This is a genomic window from Thermohalobaculum xanthum (assembly GCF_016623495.1).
In the GTDB taxonomy this organism is placed as follows: Bacteria; Pseudomonadota; Alphaproteobacteria; order Rhodobacterales; family Rhodobacteraceae; genus Thermohalobaculum; species Thermohalobaculum xanthum.
The window spans coordinates 43,121-60,851 of record NZ_JAEHHL010000007.1 but is presented as its reverse complement, the minus strand read 5'-3'; the positions used below and the strand labels follow the sequence as shown (position 1 = coordinate 60,851).

The window sequence follows — 17,731 nt, the reverse complement described above, 5'->3', positions numbered from 1 at the left end:
CTCTCGGTGTCCCGCGGCAGCGTCACTACGTTGATTTCATGGAATAAATCGTGACGTTCGGATTTCCGAACGCCAGCGGCGGTCAGAGACCGAGCTTCTGCATCTTCTCCCACAGCGTGGTGCGCGACACCTTCAGCAGCCGCGCCGCCTCGGCGACCTGTCCGCCTGTCCGGTCCAGCGCCTTCATGATCTGCCGCCGCTCGGCCATGGCGCGGACCTCGGACAGCGAGCGCACCTCGCGGTCTTCCTCGTTGAGCTCGGGGAAGATGTCGGTGGGAAAGATCCACTCGCCTGCCGCGACGTCCATCGCGCGCAGGAGACGCGACCTCAGCTCGCGCCCGTTGCCCGGCCAGTCGTGGTCCCGGATCGCCGTCATCGCCAGTTCCGAGATGCCACGCATCGGCGCCGGGCGCCGCGCGTTGAGGGACTGGAACATCTGGCCGGCCAGCCAGGCCGCGTCCTCGGTCCGCTGCGACAGGGGCGGCACGACGATCTCGTTCGCGACCAGCGCATAGAGTGCGTCCGTGCGAAAGCCGCCCGCCTCGGCCTTCTCGTCGATCCGGGTGCCGCAGGAGGCGATCAGCCTGAAGGATGCGTCCCCCAGCGCGTCCATCATCCGGTCCTGGTCGCGGCTGCCAAGCCGGCCGACGCCGTTCACGAAGAGGGTGCCGTCGCCAACGCGCTCGAGCGCGGTCCCAAGCTCGTCGCCCGCCCCGCCTTCGCGGAACGCGTTCACCGTCACGAACGGTGCCGCGCGGCGGTCCGACAGATCATGGATGCGGCGCGCGATGCGCGCCTTGCCAAGGCCGCGTTGCCCGCGGATCAGCACGGGCCGGTCGTGCAGCGCGAACTCCGCGACCAGGGCGTCGACCTGCCGTGCGAGGGGCGAGATGCCGGTCTGCGGCGGCAGGCCCACCGACGGATCCGGGCGCAGGATCAGCGCGAGCCGCCCGAGGAAGGCCGGCATGTCGAAGGGCTTGGTCATGTAGTCGGCGCCGCCCGCCCGCAGCAGGCGCACGGCCTGGTCGATCTCGCCCTGCCCGGTGATGAACAGGAACGGCGGCGGGGCGATCGAGCGCGAGACGGCGTTGAACACCTCCTCGCCCGTGCCGTCGGGCAGGCGGATATCGCAAATGACGGCATCGACCGGTCGACGCGGCGTGCGCACCGCCGCGACCCCCCGCACCGCCTGTTTGACCCAGGTGATATTCGCCCCCTCGAGCTCGAGCCGCTGCAGGATCGAGTTTCCCATCAGGGCATCGTCCTCGATCAGCACGAGATAGCGCCCGGTCAGCATGACCCGGCCCCGCGTCGCGGCAGGCTGACGGTGATCTCGGTGCGGCCCTCGGACCGGTCGTAGGCGATGGTGCCACCCAGCCCGGCGACGAGGTCGCGCACCAGCCGCAGGCCGACGCCCCCACCCGGCGCGACCGGGGCTTCGGACATCAGCCGGGCGCGCGCCGAATCCGACAGGCCAGGCCCGTCATCCGCAACCGCCAGGTCCAGCACGCCGTCCGGCCCGCGGATGCCGAGCGAGACCTCGCCACCCTCGGGCGCCGCCGAGGACGCGTTGAGCAGCAGGTTGAGCGCGATCTGCCGGACCGGCGCCGAGGGCAGGCTCGCCAGCGCCTCGTCGCAGCAGCCGATGTCCCATGCCAGCCGCTGCCGCCGGCGGATCGTCTCGGGCTCGAAAAGCAGGCGCAGATCCTCGAAATCCGCCGCCGACAATCGACGGCCCGAGCGGTCGACGCGGTTCTCCTCGAGGATCGCGCGGCTGACGTCGCGCAGATGGCGAAGCCCGCGATCGAGCAGGTCGGCCGACTCGCGCACGACCTCCGGGCGCTCGGCGTAGGAACGGATCGTGTCGGTCGCGTTCAGGAGGCCGCCGAGCGGATTGTTGATCTCGTGCGCAAGCGACGACGAAAGCCGCCCCAGGCTGACGAAGCGCTCCCGCTCGGCCAGCCGGCGCTCGGCCTCGGATCGCGCGGTGATCGCGCCCGCCATCTCGTTGAAGTTGCGAAGCAGCCTCGCGAGGACGGAATCCGAGCGCGGGATCGCGTCGTCGGGGATGGGATGCGGCGCGCCGCCGGCCTCGCCCATGTGGTGCGCAAGCAGCTCGACCGGCTTGAGCATGCGTGCGACCACGAAGTAGCCCGCCAGGGCAAGGGTCAGCGTGGCCAGCGCGTTGCCGGCAAGCAGGGCGAGGGCCGCGTTCCGGCGCTGGTCGATCAGGTCGCTGACATCGAGCTCGGTGACGACCTGTCCGACGTCCCGGCCCTGCACCGTCAGGGGCGCCATGACCCGCACGACCGAGGCCCCGTTCGCCGCGGTCACCTCGCTCACCGGCACGGCATCCCCGGTGAAATCCGCGATGCTCGAATCGACCGGCGCACGCAGCGGATCCGTCGCGGCCAGGACGCGGCCGCGTTCGTCCGACACGACCGTGAACAGGATGCGCTCGCCCGACGAGTTGGTGCGGGCTCGATCGAGCGTGTCATAGACCTCCCAGACGTCCTTGTGCAGCGCGAACGGGCCAAGCGCGACGGTCAGCCCCTCGACATGCAGCCGCGCATATTCCTGGAGGCGCGCGTCCTGCAGCCGGCCAAGGGTGGAAAGGACCTGTTGCGATGCGACGAGGCCAAGCAGCACCATCAGCGCGGCGCTCGCCAGCGCCAGGCGGATCGTGATCGGCCAGGTTCCGAACCGCCGCAGCACCGTCATCGCGCCGCCGCCTCGGCCATCCGCGCGGCGATGCCGTCGAACAGGGTTGCGTCGCCCGGGGCGATCCGGTCGAGAAACAGCAGATCCAGCGCCGCGCGCCCCGCCGGGGTCGCGTCGAGGCCGAGCAGCACCTTGCCGAAGCGCCGCAGCTCGGCATCCGCCGCCCGGTCCGCGCGCGCGGCGAAGGGCGGAAAGCCCAGCCACTCGGATCGCGCCACGACCCGCGTCCGCCCGGTCAGCGACGGCTCGACCACGGCCAGGGTCTCCCAGACATAGCCGTCGACGCTGCCCGACCGCGTGAGCCCGCCCGCGACCGCGCGCACGACGTTGCGATGCCCATAGGTGAAGATCGAGCGGGCGAAGAAACGTTCGGGCGCCTCGCCCATGCGCGCGAGATCGGAGGCGGTAACGAGGAATCCCGAGTTGCTGTCCGGGTCCGAGAAGGCGTGAACGTCACCCCGCAAGTCGCCGAGCCCGGCCGCGGCGTCGTCCTCGCGCACGATCAGGTAGGACTGGTAGAGCGGCCGTCCGCGCCAAACGGGAACACCCAGGAGCGACAGGCCGTCACGATGCTGCAGGAAGGGGTAGCCGCAGATCCATGCCGCGTCGACCGACCCGTCCAGAATGGATGCCGTGATCTCCTGGTAGGTCCGGCGCTGGATCAGGTCGACCGGCTCGCCCATCGCCTCGGAAAAGGCCGATCTCAGGCGCTCGATCACGACGGCATCGTTGTCGAGAAAGACGGGCGTCAGGCCCAGCCGGAACGTCGCCGCCCCCCGCGCCAGGGCCGGGGAGGCGAGCGCTCCCACCGCGGCGGTGCCGGCGATGAAGCGCCTTCTGTCCATCCGAACGTGCCTCCGTGCCATCAAACAGGCGAGCGCGGCGTCCCGGATCAACTTCGCCGCCGCCCGACCTTACGGCGCAACCTGCACGAAAGCACGGCCAGATCGACGGCGCTATATCGGCAGGAGGGCGGGCGGGCTCGAATCCGAGGGCCTTGGACAAGGGACCGCCGGGGATCGGCGTGGTGCGGCCGGGCCGCTCGCGGCGGTCGCACTTCGGGTCATGCGGCGAGGGAATGCCGGCTCCCGTTCTCGAGGCCCGTCACGGTCCGGCCGGCGCGTTCTCAGGAAGGGCGGCCACGAGCGGAGACGTCTCGGAGGTTCGTCGCTCCAAGGCTCGTGGTGCCGGTGAAGGGACTCGAACCCCCGACCCCATCATTACGAATGACGTGCTCTACCAGCTGAGCTACACCGGCGCCGCGGCCCTAGTATCGCCCTACCCGTCGACGGTCAAGGCCTCGTCGCCACCGGGCGCCGAGGGGTGAGCCCCGCCCGGCGTCCGGTCTGGCGGCGCGTCGCCGGGACCGCGCCGCTACGCGTCCCCGCCGGCGGGATCAGTGGGCGCTCGCGCGTGGCGCCTCGCCCCCATCCGGCGCGGGCTGGGGGGTCTCGTCGGCCCCGTTCGCTGCGCGCGATCCGGTGGCCGGCGCGGGGTCGTCGCCGATGATCAGCGGCAGCATCGCCGCGTTGGCCAGGATCGCATCCGCCCCGTCGTCGCGCGGCGCGCCGACCGCGCGGGCCAGCCAGGCGCGGACCTCGGCCTCGGGCCGGCCCTCGCCGCGCGAGATGGCGGCCATGATCGCGCAGTAGCGCGCGGTCGGCTCGTCCGCCTCGATGCGGTCGATCTGGGCCCGCGCCTCCTTCCAGTCCTGGTTCAGCAGCGCGAGCTCGGCGCGGGTGAAATGCGTCTCGGGATGGTCGCGGTTGCCGTCGAGCAGCCGCTCGAACCGCCGCCGCCGCGCCGCGGGCGCCTCGTCTGGCTCGAGCGCGGCGAAGGCCGCGGCAAGGCCCGGCGACGGCGCGACCTTCCAGCCATCGGTGATCAGCCGGACCGCGGTGCGGCTCTGGCCCGCGGCCGAGAGCAGCCGCGCCGCCGCGCCCACCGCCTCGGGGTTGCCGGGGTCCGCCTTGGCGGCCTCGACCGCCAGGCGCATGGCGCCGGCGGTGTCGCCCGCGGCCTCGGCGTCCTCGGACTGGGCCAGCGCCAGCATCGCGTCGCGGCGCTTGGCCTCGGGCTCGGGCAGGGCCTTGGCCCGGCGCTGGGCGGCGAGCGTGGTGCGCGCGGCGGCCCAGTCGAACTTGCGGCTCTGCAGGGTGTAGAGCGTCTCGAGCACCTCGGGATCCGAGCCGTTGAGCCCCGCCGCGGTGCGCGCCAGCACCAGCGCCTTCTCGCTCTCGCCATCCTCGACCGCGAGGCGCAACAGGCCGCGCACGCCGACGAACTCGGTCCCCGTGCCGTCGGCCAGGGCCTTGTAGTAGTAGCGCGCGCGCTCGCGGTCGCCCGTCATCTCGGCTGCCTGGGCGCTCAGCAGACGGGTGAGCTCGGGCTTGTCGAGCAGCCGCTCGGCCTTCTGCGCCTTGGCCTTGGCCCGGCGCGCATCGCCGCTTTCCAGCGCGATCATCGCCTGGGTGAAGGCCTTGAGGCCGCTGCGCTCGTTGCGGCGGTCGAAGAAGCGGCTGATCGCCGTCTCGTCGCCCATGACGAAGCGCAGCACCGCGACCACGAGCCCGGCGAGCCTGAGCAGAAGCCAGAGCGCCGCGAAGCCCGCGAGCAAGAGCCCCGCGAAGACCAGCGGGGTCAGCGCGAACTCCCAGGCGCCGAAGCGGATGGTGATGCCGCCCGGCGTCTGGATGAGGTGGTTGACGCCGAAGGTGATGGCGGCGACCGCCGCGATGAAGAGGGAGATCCTGATGACCGAACCCAGCATGATGCGTCTCTCCCTGACTTCAGCCCTTGGCGTCTAGCGAGGCCAGCCAGCCCGCCAGCGCCTTGTCCGCGGCCGCGCGTGCGGCCAGCGTGTCGAGCCACTCGCCCATCGCCGCGCGGGCGTGCTCGGGCAGGGCGGCCGCCTCGGCCTCGGCGGCGACGGCGTCGCCGGCCTCGAGCTTGGCCACGACGCGGCTGAGAACCGAGGCCACGTCGTCGCCCTCGCGCGGCACCGTCGGGCGCATCACCACCTGGCTGCGCGCCCAGGCGCCCAGCTGGCCCAGCATGCCGGGATCGGCATTGGCCCGGATGTCGGCGGCCAGCGCCGCGCGCGCAGGCTCGGAAACCTGCCGCGCCAGCGTCGCCGCGGGCGCGATCCCGGTCGCAGCGGCGCCGGACAGCGCCGCCGGCGCGTCCTCGCCCGAAACCGCGGCCACCTCGTCGAGTTCGCTGGTGAAGGGCCGGCCGTTGCGCACCCGGTCCGACAGTGCCGCGATGGCGCGCTCGAGCGCCGAGGACCGGACCGCCTGCTCGAGGCGCGCGATCTCGCCGTCGCGGGCGCTCTCGATCGCGGCCACGCGGGCGGCGAGGCCGTCGACCTGCGTGCGCAGGGCAGCCAGTGCCTCGGCCTTCGCGGCGCTCTCGCCCGCGGCGGCGACGGTGTCGAGCCGGGCCGACAGGGCCGTGATCTCGGCGCTCAGCGCCGCGGTCGCTTCACCGCCGTCGGTGGCGGCCGGAGCGGGTGCCGGAGCCGGGGCCGGCGCGGGCGGCGCGTCGCGCAGCGCGGCGAGTTCGTCGCCAAGGCTGGCGGCGCCCTTCTCCAGCGTGCCGATGCGCTCGTCGAGCGACGAGACGGCATCGGCGACGCCCATCAGCGCGTCCTTCCCGGCGCGCTCGGCAAGCTGGCTCTCGAGCGCATCGATCCGCTGCAGCGTCTGGGCGAGGCTCGCGTCGAGCGCCGAGATGCGCGCCTGGGCGTCCGCCTGGCCGGGGACGAGGTATTTCGCGACCCCGGCAGGAACATGCGGCGCAAGCTTGGGTGCCGCGTAAAGCGCGCCGACCCCGGCGATGATGGCGACGATCAGCAGGACGAGCAGCCGCCCGGCCACGCCCATGCCGTGATCCTCGTCCTCGTCATGCGGCTCGCGCTCGATCTGCGGCTCCTGCACGGCGGGTTCCTCGGTGGCCTCGGCCGCCATCTCCTCGGCGGGGGCGCTCTCGGGCTCGTGCGACGCGACCGCTTCGCTGGGCTCGTCCGCGGCGCGCCAGTCGTCGGTCACGCCCGGGTCGTCATCCGGGCCGCCGGCATCGTCGGCCGTGCCATCGCCGTCCCTCGGGCCGCGCGCGGGATCGTCACCGGCCGCAGCAGCCGGCTCCTCGGTCGGAGATGCGCTGACGTCGTCGTCGCGCGCGGGCTCGGCCGCTGCCTCGTCCGGGCGACGGCCGTCACTGCCTTCGCTTGTCGCGCCGGCTTCCACCGCGGTTTCCTGCGCCGCGGTCTCTTCGGGCTTGTCGGAGGGCCTCTTTCGATCCTTCGGGCGGTTCATTGGTCTTGGCCCCTTCCTGTCGAATCGCGGTTCGATGGCAGGCCGGACCCGATTGGCGAATCCGACCAGTGCTAGACTAGGAACCCCCGGGCCTCGCGGCAACTTGCGAAGAGATGACCGATTGTCACCGTCTAGCCCGGCTCGCGTCGGTGCGCCTCGAGGATGGCATCGATCATCGCAGCGCCATCGGGGCGCCGCGCGATTCGCAGCGCGGCGAAGCCACAGGGCGACAACGGCCCGGACGCCCGCGATGAAATCGCGACAACACAAAGGTTTTCCGGCTTCCAGCCGGGGTTTTCGGCGAATCTGCGGGTCAGGATCGCCGCATTGCGGGGCGACCAGGCGGTAATGACCGCGGTGCGGCCCTCGTCCAGCGCCGCGCGGACCGGGGCGGGGATATCCGCGACCTCCTCGGCGGCGTAGAGAATCGCCTCCTCGACGGCGATGCCCAGCGGCGCGAGGTCGGCCTTGAGATCGCCCGCGCGGTCGCGTCCGTGGGGGTGGAACATCCGCCGTGCGCCATGCGCCGCCGCCAGCCGCGCCAGGGCGGCGGCATCGCCATCGGCCGATTCGACCCGCGCGAATCCGGCCTCGCGCGCCGCCGCGGCGGTGCGCGGCCCGACGCAGAGCGCAGGCAGGTCTCGCCGCGCCGAGCCTGCCGCGAAGGCCGCGACCCCATTGGCCGAGGTGAACAGCAGCGCGTCCGTCCCCGCGGGCGGCTCGGCCGCGGCGCCGGTCATCCGGATCTCGGTCAGCGGCCAGGCAAGGGCCGAGACACCGCGCGCGGCAAGCGCCTCGACGACCCGGCCGGCATCGGCCTCGGGCCGGGTGACAAGGACAAGGCGGTCCTCGCCCATCAGCCGTCGAAGAAGCCGGCGCCGCCACGGGCGCGCAGTTCGGCCGCTGCATCGGTGCCCATCGCGGCAGCGTCCGATAGCGCGCCGCGCCGCTCGGTCCAGTGGCGCTCGGACCCGTCGGGGCGGATGATCTCGCCGCGGAACCACAGGCTCTGGCCCTCGATCACCGCGAGCCCCCCGATCGGCGTGCGGCACGAGCCGTCGAGGGCGGCGAGAAAGGCGCGCTCGGCCGCCAGCCGCGTCGCGGTCGGCCGGTCGTGGATCGGCTCGAGCAGGCCGAGCACGCGGCCATCCCCCGCCCGGCTCTCGATGCCGATCGCGCCCTGCGCCACGGCGGGCAGCATCTCGTCGGGCTCGATGGCGCTGCGGATCTCGTGCTCCATGCCCAGCCGCCTCAGCCCGGCGCAGGCAAGGAAGGTTGCCTCGGCCACCCCTTCGGCAAGCTTGCGCAGCCTGGTCTGCACGTTGCCGCGGAACTCGACGACCCTGAGATCGGGGCGGCGGTGCAGGAGCTGGGCCCGGCGGCGCAGCGAGGACGAGCCGACGGTCGCGCCCTGCGGCAGTTCGGCGATGCCGCCGTGGCGGTGGCTGATGAAGGCATCGCGCACGTCCTCGCGCGGCAGCAGCGCGGTGATCGCGAGGCCGTCGGGCAGGACCGTCGGCATGTCCTTCATCGAATGCACCGCGATGTCGAGCGAGCCGTCGGCAAGGCCGTCCTCGATCTCCTTGGTGAAAAGGCCCTTGCCGCCGATCTCGGACAGCGCGCGGTCCTGCACGCGGTCGCCCATGACCGATACGATGACGATCTCGAAGGCCGCCTCGGGCAGGCCATGCGCCGCCATCAGCCGGTCGCGCGTCTCGTGCGCCTGCGCCAGCGCCAGCGGCGAGCCGCGGGTGCCGATCCTGAGCGGTCGGTCGGGGCTTGGCGGGCCTGCGGTCATCTTGGCTCTTTCTGTCATCGGCTCGGGCCCTTAGTAAGGGGCGCAATCGGGGCGTGCAACGCCCGCGCGGGAAACGGGTCCGGTGGCCAGCGAACTGACGATCCTCGGCATCGAATCGAGCTGCGACGAGACCGCGGCCGCGGTCGTGCGTGCGCGCGCCGAAGGCGGCGTGGCGCGGGGGCCGGGCCAGATCCTGTCGAACGCCGTCTTCGGGCAGGAGGACCTGCACGCGGCCTTTGGCGGCGTGGTCCCCGAAATCGCCGCCCGCGCCCATGCCGAGCGGCTCGACCTCGTGGTCCGGCGCGCGCTGGAGGAGGCCGGCATCGGGCTCGGCGCCGTCGATGCCGTTGCGGTGACGTCGGGGCCGGGCCTGATCGGCGGGGTTCTCTCGGGGGTGATGGCGGCGAAGGGCATCGCGCTTGGCGCGGGCAAGCCGCTGATCGGGGTCAACCATCTCGAGGGCCACGCGCTGACGCCGCGGCTCAGCGACGGGGTCGACTATCCCTATCTCCTGCTGCTCGCCTCGGGCGGGCATTGCCAGCTGATCGCGGTCGAGCGGCTGGGCAGCTATCTGCGCCTGGGCTCGACCATCGACGACGCGCCGGGCGAAGCCTTCGACAAGGTCGCCAAGATGCTGGGGCTGGGCTTTCCCGGTGGCCCCGAGGTCGAGCGCCGCGCCGCCGAGGGCGATGCCGCGCGGTTCGAGTTTCCCCGCCCGCTGATGGACCGGCCGGGCGCCGACATGAGCTTCTCGGGTCTCAAGACCGCGGTGCTGCGCGCGCGCGACCGGCTGGCCGAAGGGCAGGGCGGGCTCTACCGCCGCGACGTGGCCGATCTCTGCGCCGGCTTCCAGGCCGCGGTGGCTGAGGTGCTCGCGAGCAAGGCCGCGCGGGCGATGCGCGCCTTCCGCGACCGGTATCCCGGTCTCGCCCAGCCGGTGATCGCGCTGGCCGGCGGGGTTGCCGCCAACACGAGCCTGCGCGCCGGGCTGGATGCGGCGGCGCGGGCCGAGGGGTTTGCGGCCATCGCCCCGCCGTTGCGGCTCTGCACCGACAACGCCGCGATGATCGCCTGGGCGGGCGCCGAGCACCTGCTGGCCGGCGAGCACCCAGGCGCGGTGAGCGCGCGCCCGCGCTGGCCGCTCGACGCCGGCGCCGCGCCCCTGATCGGGTCGGGCAAGAAGGGCGCCAAGGCCTGAGGCTTGCGGGAGGCTTGCGGGCGCGCGCGCGATCGCGCAATGAGAGGCCCGGCGCGCGAGGGAGGACGACCATGCTCTACGCCATCATCTGCATCGACAAGCCCGGGCATCTCGAGGTCCGCAAGGCCAATCGTGACGCGCATCTTGCGCATATCGCGGGCGCCGACGGGGCGATCCAGCAGGCCGGGCCGTTCCTGGACCCGGCAGGCGAGATGTGCGGCTCGCTGCTGATCTGCGAGGCGCCCGATATGGCAACGGTCGAGGCCTGGTGCGCGGCCGACCCCTGCCCAGGCGGGGCTTTTCCAGTCGGTCGAGATCCGCCCCTGGAAGCGCGTGGTCGGCTGACCCCATGGGCTGGCGGGGCGAGGACGATTTCGCGCGGTTCACCGCCCTGCTCGCCGACCCCGCCACCCATGACGGCGCCTCGGTCGCGCGGATCGATACCCATACCGCCGCTGTCTTCCTGGCCGGGGATCGCGCCTTCAAGCTGCGCCGCCCGGTCGATTACGGGTTTCTCGATTACTCGACCCGCGCCCGGCGCCGCGCCTCGGCCGAGCGCGAAATCGCCGAGAACGCGCGCTCGGCGCCGGGCCTCTATCTTGGCCTCGCCGGGATCGCGGACGGCACGCCGCCGCAGCTGATCGCCCCTCCCGCGCCCGCGGATGCCGAGCCGGTGGTGGTGATGCGCCGCTTCGAGGCGGCCTGCCTCTTCGACCGCATGGCGGCCGAGGGCCGGCTTGACGCGGCGATGATGCGCGCCACCGGTCAGGCCGTGGCCGAGATGCACCGCGGCGCGCAGCCGCGCCCCTGCCTGCGCCCTCTGCCCGACCTCGCGCTGGCCGAGGTCAGCGCCATCGACCGCCTCGCGCCGCTGCTGGGCGCCGAGGCCGCACCCGTCGCGGCGCTGTTGCGCGAGCATGGCCGGCGCCTCGCACCGCTGGCCGCGGCGCGTCCGGCGCGGCGCTGCCATGGTGACCTGCACCTGCGCAACATCGTGCTCTGGCAGGGCCGCCCCGCGCCCTTCGACTGCATCGATTTCAACGACGAGCTGACCGATATCGACCCGCTCTACGACCTCGCCTTCCTGCTGATGGATCTCGACCATCGCGGACTGAGCGCGCTTGCCAGCGTCACCCTCAACGCCTGGGCCGAGCGGATGGCGGCCGATGCCGGGGGCGAGGCGACGGCTTATGACGGGCTCGGCCTCCTGCCGCTCTACCGCGCCTGCCGCGCCGCGATCCGCGCCAAGGTGGCGGGGCTCACCGCCCAGACCTGCGGCGACGCCGGCGCTGCCGAGGAGGCGCGCGGCTACCTCGCGCTGGCGCATGGCTATCTTGACGCCCCGCGGCGGGCGCGGCTGATCGCCGTGGGTGGGCTCTCGGGTTCGGGCAAGTCGACGCTGGCGCGCGCGCTCGCGCCTTCGCTCGACGCCGTGATCCTGCGCACCGACGCGATCCGCAAGGCACTGTGGGGCGCGCCCGAGAGCGAGCGCCTGCCATCCGGGGCCTATACTCCCGAGGCATCGATCGCCGTCTACGAGACCATGGCCCGCCGCGCGCGCATGGCGCTGGCCGGCGGCGCCACGGTGATCCTCGACGCCGCCCACCTGCGCGAGGGCGAGCGCGACGCCGCGGCGGAGCTCGCGGCCCAGGCCGGCGCGGACTTCACCGGGCTCTGGCTCGACGCGCCGCCCGAGACCCTGGCCGCCCGGGTCGAGGCGCGGGCGGGCGATGTCTCGGACGCCGATGCGCGGGTGGTGGCCAAGCAGGCGGGCTACGACCTCGGCACCATCCGCTGGACGCGCCTTCGCGCCGATGCCGGTGCCGCGCGGGTTGCCGAGGCGGCGCTTTCCGCCATATCCGGGATCTGACCACAACAGGGAGTGACGCATGGCCTACTGGCTCTTCAAATCCGAACCCGGCACCTGGGGCTGGGATGACCAGGTCGCGAAAGGCGAGGCCGGCGAGCAGTGGGACGGCGTGCGCAACTACCAGGCGCGCAACAACATGAAGGCGATGAAGATCGGCGACCGGGGCTTCTTCTACCACTCGGTCGACGAGAAGCGGATCGTCGGTATCGTCGAGGTCTGCGCCGAGGCCCATCCCGACACCACCACCGACGACCCGCGCTGGGAATGCGTGGATATCAAGGCGGTGGCGCCGATGCCCCGGCCGGTGACGCTGGCCGAGATCAAGGCCGAGCCGCGCCTTGAAGACTTCGCGCTGGTGCGCCAGTCGCGCCTCTCGGTCGTGCCGGTCTCGGACGAGGAATGGCGGCTTCTGTGCGCCATGGGCGGCTACGTGGGCTGAGGCCTGCGACATCGCCGGGCTTGCGCCGGCGCCGCGAGACGCAGATGCTAACTTAGAACGTTTCTAAAGTTAGTGATCGGTCACCCATGATTCTCGGCCAGTTCAGGAACCGCCGCCGCTTCAAGGACCTTGGCGAGCGCGAGATCCTCGCCCTCGCGATCTCGGCCGAGGAGGACGACGCGCGCATCTACCGCACCTATGCCGCCCGCCTCAGCGACGAGTTCCCCGGCAGCGCGGCCATGTTCGACGAGATGGCGAAGGAGGAGGACGGCCATCGCCGCCGCCTGATCGAGGTCTACCGCAAGCGTTTCGGCGAGGTGATCCCGCCGCTGCGGCGCGAGCATATCTCGGGCTTCTACACGCGCCGCCCCGTCTGGCTGGTCGAGAACCTTGGCGTCGAGCGGATGCGCGAGGAAGCCGCGGCCATGGAGCGCGAGGCCCACGACTTCTACCTCGCCGCGGCCAAGCAGGCGACCGACGCCGAGACGCGCAAGCTCCTGGGCGACCTCGCCGCCGCCGAGGCGGCCCACCAGAAGACTGCGGCCCGCCTCGAGGAGCGCCACGTCCCCGAGGACGTCGCCGAGGAGGAAAGCCGCGCGGCGCATCGCCAGTTCGTTCTCACCTATGTCCAGCCGGGCCTTGCCGGGCTGATGGACGGCTCGGTCTCGACGCTCGCACCGATCTTTGCGGCAGCCTTCGCGACGATGGACACGCATGCGACTTTCCTCGTGGGCCTCGCGGCCTCGGTCGGTGCCGGCATCTCGATGGGCTTCACCGAGGCGATCTCGGACGACGGCCAGATCTCGGGCCGCGGCTCGCCGATCAAGCGCGGCCTCGCCTGCGGGATCATGACGACGGTGGGCGGGCTCGGTCACGCGCTGCCCTACCTGATCCCCGACTTCTGGACGGCCACGATCATCGCCATGATCATCGTGGTCTTCGAGCTCTGGGCCATCGTCTGGATCCAGAACCGCTACATGGAGACGCCGTTCCTGCGCGCGACATTCCAGGTCGTGCTCGGTGGTGCGCTGGTCTTCGCCGCGGGCATACTGATCGGCAGCGCCTAGCGGGCATGGGCAAAGGCACGGGCGAGGACGGGGATGCGGTCACCATTTTCCAGCTTCCGGGGCGAGCAGCTTGCCGGCATCGGCCACAACCAGGGCCCGCCGATCGAGCCGGGGCGCTCGTTCCGCCGTCACGCCTGGACGGTGGCGCGCCGCGAGTTGCTGCCCAAGCTGCCGCTCGAGATCATCCGCCGGCGGGTCGCGCGGGCGAAGGAGCTGGGACTGGCCTATCCCGCCTATGCTTCGGTCCTCCTGGGCTCGGGCCGCGACATCGTGGGCTTTTTGTTCACCTGCGACGCGCTGGGGCTTCGGCTCGCGCAGACGCTCGAGCTGCCCGGGCCAACGGTCGACAAGCTGCGCGGCCTCGCGCGCTGCGACCGGCTCCTGCTGGCCGAGCCCGGTGACGATCCCGAGGTGCTGCGCCGGGCGCTGAGCGCCGGGCCGCGGATCGATTTCGCTGCGGCGGGGCGCGCGCCGCTGCCGCCTGCGCCGCTGCCCGCGGGGCGGGCCGCGATCCGCGCGGTGCTCGATCCGCTCAGCCTGCCTTCGGACGCGGTGGTGATGATCGGCACCCGCGGCTCGGAGCGGGCCTGGGCCGATGCCGCGCGGCTGGCGAAGTTCCTGCCGGCCGAGAGCTATTTCGGCGGCGAGGCGGCGTCGCGCTGAGCACCGACGCTGCGGCGTGGGTCGGCGCGTCCGCTCACGTGTGATTTTTAAGATTACTTAGTGAAATCAATTGGTTGATTTCGCTTTCACGCGTGAAAGTCCCTCTGGGATACACGGCTGCCGCGCCGATGCGCGGCCCCAAGCCCTTGGCCGGGGCCCCGCTATGCCGGGTGCGGGCCGGGTCAGGCGATCTCGAACACGGCCTCGATCTCGACCATCACGCCCATCGGCAGCGAGGACGAGCCCACCGCCGCGCGGGCATGCTCGCCCGCCGCGCCGAAGACCTGCTGCATCAGGTCCGAGGCGCCGTTCACGACCACCGGCTGCTGGGTGAAGCTGGCGTCGCTGTTGACGAAGCCGCCCAGCTTGACCACGCGCGTGATCCGGTCGAGATCGCCGGTCGCGGCCTTGGCCTGGGCGATAAGGTTGAGCGCGCACTGCCGCGCTGCCGCCTGGGCCGCCGCGAGGCGCGAGCCCGCCGCCGGCGCGCCGTCGGCATGGTCGGCCGCGGTCAGCGTGCCGGTCGGCAGCGGATCGAGCCCGAAGGGCAGCTGGCCCGAGACGAAGAGCAGGTTCCCCGACTGCACGAAGGGCACGTAGGAGGCCACCGGCTTGGCCGGCGTGGGAAGGCTCAGGCCCATCTCGGCCAGCCGCGATTCGATCTTGCCCGTCATGTCCTCGGTCTCCCTTGCTGTGGATGCGGGCCCTGATTGCCCCGACCGGCCGCGCGGCGCAATCACAATTCCGACAGCCCGCCGCGGGGGCGGCTAGAGCCCCCAGATCCGCGGCTCGGCGAACTCGACCGAGTTGCCCGCGGGATCGCGGAAATAGATCGAGCGCCCGCCCTGCGGCCACTCGAAATCGCTCTCGATCGCGACGCCGGCCGCGTCCAGCCGCGCGCGCCAGCGCTCGATCTCGGCCGCGCTCGCCGCGAAGCAGACATGACCCTGCCCCTCGGGCCCGTGCGGCGGGACGGGCAGCGCCCCGGCGGTGGGGGGCACGCGCGTCGCGGCGGGGCGGAAGATCAGGAAGACGCCGCCCTCGACCCGGAAGAAGACATGCCGGCCCTCGACGCCGGCGAAGCGCTCGAGGCCAAGGACCTCCTCGTAGAAGGCCGCCGTCTCGGCCAGGTTGTCGGCGTAGATCGCGGTCTCGAGGATGCGTGCGGGCATGGGCGAACCCTCCCTGCGGAATGGCGCTCAGGCGGCCTCGGGATAGGCCACGGCGCGCGCGCCCCCGATCGGCCCATCCAGCGGCAGGCGCCAGACCGCGCCGGGCCAGTGCAGTTCCATCATGCGCTCGGCGACGCGGTAGACCGCTGTGTAGAGCGTGCCGAACCCCGCGCCATAGGCGATCGAGTAGAGCGGCGGCTTGAGGAAGGCGCCGATGAACTTGTCGTCGGGCTCGACATGCAGGGTGAGGCGGTGAAGCAGGAAGCGCTCGCGCTCGACCGTCGCGGTGAAGCGGGCGTGGCTCGACCACTCGACCCGTTCCTGGTGATTGGTCGCCACCGCGGCGTGGGTGATGGTGGTGCTTCGGTCGGGCGCGAGGAAGGCGGTGACGTAGCGCCGGGCGGCATCGACCACGGTGACGTTGTAGCTCATATGCGTGGGCAGCCGCGACAGCGCCGCCGCCGCCTCCTCGGTCGTCTCGCAGGTCTGCAGCAGGTAGCGCAGGATCAGCGGCACGCCGAAGCCCTCGCCGACCACGCGCCGCCCGCCGAAGGTGAGCGAGACCGCAAGGCCCGCGTCGTTCATCCCGTCCACCAGCCCGAACATCCCGTCCGAGGTGCCGATCACGCCCCGCCCCTGCCACTCGGTGCGCAACACCACGGCGTCGAAGGCGCGCGGGCTGTAATCGTAGTTGCGCACCAGGATCGGCTCGGGCCCCGGCCAGATCGCCTGGCTGCAGCCCGAGAGATAGGGCGGCGGGCACCAGAAGCTGAGAAAGCGCGCCTCGCTGTCGCCGCCGCCGGCACGCTCGGCCATCTCGTCATAGAGGCCGAGGATCTCGGGCATGTGGGTCGCGATCGCGCGGCGGCTGGAAAGATAGGTCGGCCGGGCCTTCAGCCCCTCGCGCACCCACCAGTCGCGATAGGCCGGCCAGAGCGCGCCAAACTGCGTGGCCCAGGCGTCGCCGGGGCCACCGTCGCGTGTCCTCCCGTCGTCGATGGCTCGGAAGAGGAGTTCCATCGCCTCAGAGGATCTTGAAGGCCGGGTCCGTGAGCGCCGCGGCCGAGGGAAGCGGACGAGCCGAGAAGCTTTGCTTGATTCCATGGATCCACTTCTTTGCCCGGTCGGTCAGCTTGAAGCTGTTGGTCATCGACCGCCCTCGGGTTACCAGGATGCCCAGATCCGCGCCCTCGTAGCGGTAGTCGCCGGGCTTGAGGATGCGCAGGAAGAACGCCTCGCTCTCCGACTCGACGGCACGGCGGTGGTAGTCGAACCGGTCGAACACCACCCGCCCGTCATCCAGCATGCGGTAGATGCCGCTCTCGGGCGCGCCGGTCAAGATGTCGACGCTGTCGTCGGTATGCTTGATGACCATCTGCGACCACGAGTCGATCATGTCGGGGTCGGCCCAGCGGGCGTTGAGCTCCTCGACGTCGAGCTCGAAGTCCTTGCCCGAGAACTCGAGCAGGTGGAAGAGGAAAAGCGGCGCGTCGGCATGGGCGAAGGCCGCGTGGTTGGTCATCGAGCTCGCGCCCGTGATGCGCGGGTTGAGCTCGCCCAGCCACAGATCGCCGGTCTTCTTGTCGATCAGGAAGTCGAGCTCGAAATAGCCGCGATAGCCTTCCTTCTTGAGCTGTTCGCCGAACTTGAAGGTCAGTTCGCGCGCCTGCTGGCGGACTTTTGGCGCGAAGGCGGTCGGGAAGATCTCGTTTCCGCACCAGCCGCCGCGATAGGGGGTCAGTTCCTTGAAGCCGACGAGCTCGGTCATCAGCGGGCCCACGATGGTGCCCTGCTTGGTCGCGCAGGCCTCGATCGCCGAGCCGCGGCAGTCGATGCGCTTCATGATCTTGATCTCGCCCTGGCCCACGATCTCGTGCTCGTGGCGGCGGAAATCGGCCTCGGACTTGATGAAGAAGGTGGTGTGGCCGGAATCGCCGAAGGCGGATTGCAGCACGAGGTCGTCGCCCAGGCCCGATTTCTCGCAGACCTTCTGCAGGTGCGCGTAGTCCTTGACCTCGGAGAGGGTGTTCGGCACCGAGGGCACGCCCGCCTTGTTGCCGATGCGCACGGTCTCGATCTTGTTGTCGCATTTCTCGCGCAGCTTGGCCTTGGGGAACCAGACCTGCGCGCCAAGCTCCTTGGCGAGCTTCTCGGTCTCCTTGTCGAACATCAGGAAGACGAATTTCGGCTTGCCGCCGCGGCGCTTGATGTAGTCGATCACCTGCTTGTGGCACAGCAGGTAGTTGTTGATGTCCTCGATCGACTGGAACTCGTCATGCGGCATCTCGGGCGGCACGAAGACGTTGGGGTGCCGGCCGTCATAGCAGTCCAGGTAGTTGATATACTTGAAGTTCTTGACCCACTCGTCGAGCCCGAGAAGGTTGAAGTTGGTTGCCGAGACGAAATAGATCGGCTCCTCGTTGCGGTGGAAGTAGCGGCGGATCTCGGAGATGTTCTTGAGTGTCTTCTTGGACATGTTGTTCTCCC

Annotated in this window: 16 protein-coding genes, 1 tRNA gene and 1 pseudogene; 6 read left to right on the top strand and 12 right to left on the bottom strand. The window is 71.6% G+C overall.

Features of this window, described 5'->3' with window-relative positions:
• Nucleotides 1–82 precede the first annotated feature (82 nt).
• The 8 genes from H0I76_RS12020 to hemC all read right to left on the bottom strand — a co-directional run bounded on the left by H0I76_RS12020 (nt 83) and on the right by hemC (nt 8,835).
• The gene (locus H0I76_RS12020) at nt 83–1,297 is read right to left on the bottom strand and encodes a sigma-54-dependent transcriptional regulator (protein WP_200610129.1); all 1,215 of its coding nucleotides are present in this window, start codon (nt 1,295–1,297) and stop codon (nt 83–85) included.
• Nucleotides 1,291–2,721 carry a sensor histidine kinase gene (locus tag H0I76_RS12015; protein ID WP_200610128.1) on the bottom strand — a complete coding sequence of 477 codons (1,431 nt, stop codon included), beginning with the start codon at nt 2,719–2,721 and terminating at the stop codon, nt 1,291–1,293. The genes H0I76_RS12020 and H0I76_RS12015 overlap by 7 nt, the downstream gene beginning before the upstream one ends.
• Nucleotides 2,718–3,566 carry a PhnD/SsuA/transferrin family substrate-binding protein gene (locus H0I76_RS12010; RefSeq protein ID WP_234455284.1) on the bottom strand — a complete coding sequence of 283 codons (849 nt, stop codon included), beginning with the start codon at nt 3,564–3,566 and terminating at the stop codon, nt 2,718–2,720. Before H0I76_RS12010 ends, H0I76_RS12015 begins: the two co-directional genes overlap by 4 nt.
• Before the next feature lie 337 nt (nt 3,567–3,903).
• Nucleotides 3,904–3,979, bottom strand: a tRNA-Thr gene (locus H0I76_RS12005).
• Between the two features lie 138 nt (nt 3,980–4,117).
• Nucleotides 4,118–5,491 carry a heme biosynthesis protein HemY gene (locus H0I76_RS12000; protein WP_200610126.1) on the bottom strand — a complete coding sequence of 458 codons (1,374 nt, stop codon included), beginning with the start codon at nt 5,489–5,491 and terminating at the stop codon, nt 4,118–4,120.
• A 19-nt stretch (nt 5,492–5,510) separates the two neighbouring features.
• Nucleotides 5,511–7,037 carry a COG4223 family protein gene (locus H0I76_RS11995; protein ID WP_200610125.1) on the bottom strand — a complete coding sequence of 509 codons (1,527 nt, stop codon included), beginning with the start codon at nt 7,035–7,037 and terminating at the stop codon, nt 5,511–5,513.
• A 131-nt stretch (nt 7,038–7,168) separates the two neighbouring features.
• On the bottom strand, nt 7,169–7,894 hold the full coding sequence (locus H0I76_RS11990) for a uroporphyrinogen-III synthase (protein ID WP_200610124.1): 726 nt from the start codon (nt 7,892–7,894) through the stop codon (nt 7,169–7,171).
• Entirely contained in the window at nt 7,894–8,835 is a 942-nt protein-coding gene (hemC, locus tag H0I76_RS11985) for a hydroxymethylbilane synthase (RefSeq protein ID WP_200610123.1), read from the bottom strand. Before hemC ends, H0I76_RS11990 begins: the two co-directional genes overlap by 1 nt.
• 82 nt (nt 8,836–8,917) lie before the next feature.
• On the opposite strand from hemC, the gene tsaD reads away from it, so the two are divergent.
• From tsaD to H0I76_RS11955, 6 genes and pseudogenes are all read left to right on the top strand, one after another.
• A complete protein-coding gene (gene tsaD, locus H0I76_RS11980; RefSeq protein WP_200610122.1) occupies nt 8,918–10,033 on the top strand; it encodes a tRNA (adenosine(37)-N6)-threonylcarbamoyltransferase complex transferase subunit TsaD in 1,116 nt (371 codons plus the stop codon).
• A gap of 71 nt (nt 10,034–10,104) precedes the next feature.
• Nucleotides 10,105–10,260, top strand: a pseudogene (locus H0I76_RS19800) (YciI family protein); the annotation flags it as partial.
• 122 nt (nt 10,261–10,382) lie between these two features.
• Nucleotides 10,383–11,903, top strand: coding sequence for a bifunctional aminoglycoside phosphotransferase/ATP-binding protein (locus H0I76_RS11970; RefSeq protein WP_200610121.1), 1,521 nt, complete (start codon nt 10,383–10,385; stop codon nt 11,901–11,903).
• 19 nt (nt 11,904–11,922) lie between these two features.
• Nucleotides 11,923–12,342, top strand: a complete 420-nt coding sequence (locus tag H0I76_RS11965) for an EVE domain-containing protein (protein ID WP_200610120.1) — start codon at nt 11,923–11,925, stop codon at nt 12,340–12,342.
• An 86-nt stretch (nt 12,343–12,428) separates the two neighbouring features.
• Complete coding sequence (gene mbfA / locus H0I76_RS11960) at nt 12,429–13,409, top strand: iron exporter MbfA (protein ID WP_200610119.1); 981 nt, start codon at nt 12,429–12,431, stop codon at nt 13,407–13,409.
• 33 nt (nt 13,410–13,442) lie between these two features.
• The gene (locus H0I76_RS11955; RefSeq protein WP_200610118.1) at nt 13,443–14,072 is read left to right on the top strand and encodes a hypothetical protein; all 630 of its coding nucleotides are present in this window, start codon (nt 13,443–13,445) and stop codon (nt 14,070–14,072) included.
• A gap of 182 nt (nt 14,073–14,254) precedes the next feature.
• On the opposite strand, the gene H0I76_RS11950 is transcribed toward H0I76_RS11955, so the two are convergent.
• The 4 genes from H0I76_RS11950 to H0I76_RS11935 form a co-directional block, all read right to left on the bottom strand.
• The gene (locus H0I76_RS11950) at nt 14,255–14,746 is read right to left on the bottom strand and encodes a RidA family protein (RefSeq protein WP_200610117.1); all 492 of its coding nucleotides are present in this window, start codon (nt 14,744–14,746) and stop codon (nt 14,255–14,257) included.
• Between the two features lie 93 nt (nt 14,747–14,839).
• A complete protein-coding gene (locus tag H0I76_RS11945) occupies nt 14,840–15,244 on the bottom strand; it encodes a VOC family protein (protein ID WP_200610116.1) in 405 nt (134 codons plus the stop codon).
• A 27-nt stretch (nt 15,245–15,271) separates the two neighbouring features.
• On the bottom strand, nt 15,272–16,264 hold the full coding sequence (locus H0I76_RS11940; RefSeq protein WP_200610115.1) for a C45 family autoproteolytic acyltransferase/hydolase: 993 nt from the start codon (nt 16,262–16,264) through the stop codon (nt 15,272–15,274).
• 4 nt (nt 16,265–16,268) lie between these two features.
• Nucleotides 16,269–17,720 carry a biotin carboxylase gene (locus H0I76_RS11935; RefSeq protein WP_200610114.1) on the bottom strand — a complete coding sequence of 484 codons (1,452 nt, stop codon included), beginning with the start codon at nt 17,718–17,720 and terminating at the stop codon, nt 16,269–16,271.
• Nucleotides 17,721–17,731 lie beyond the last annotated feature (11 nt).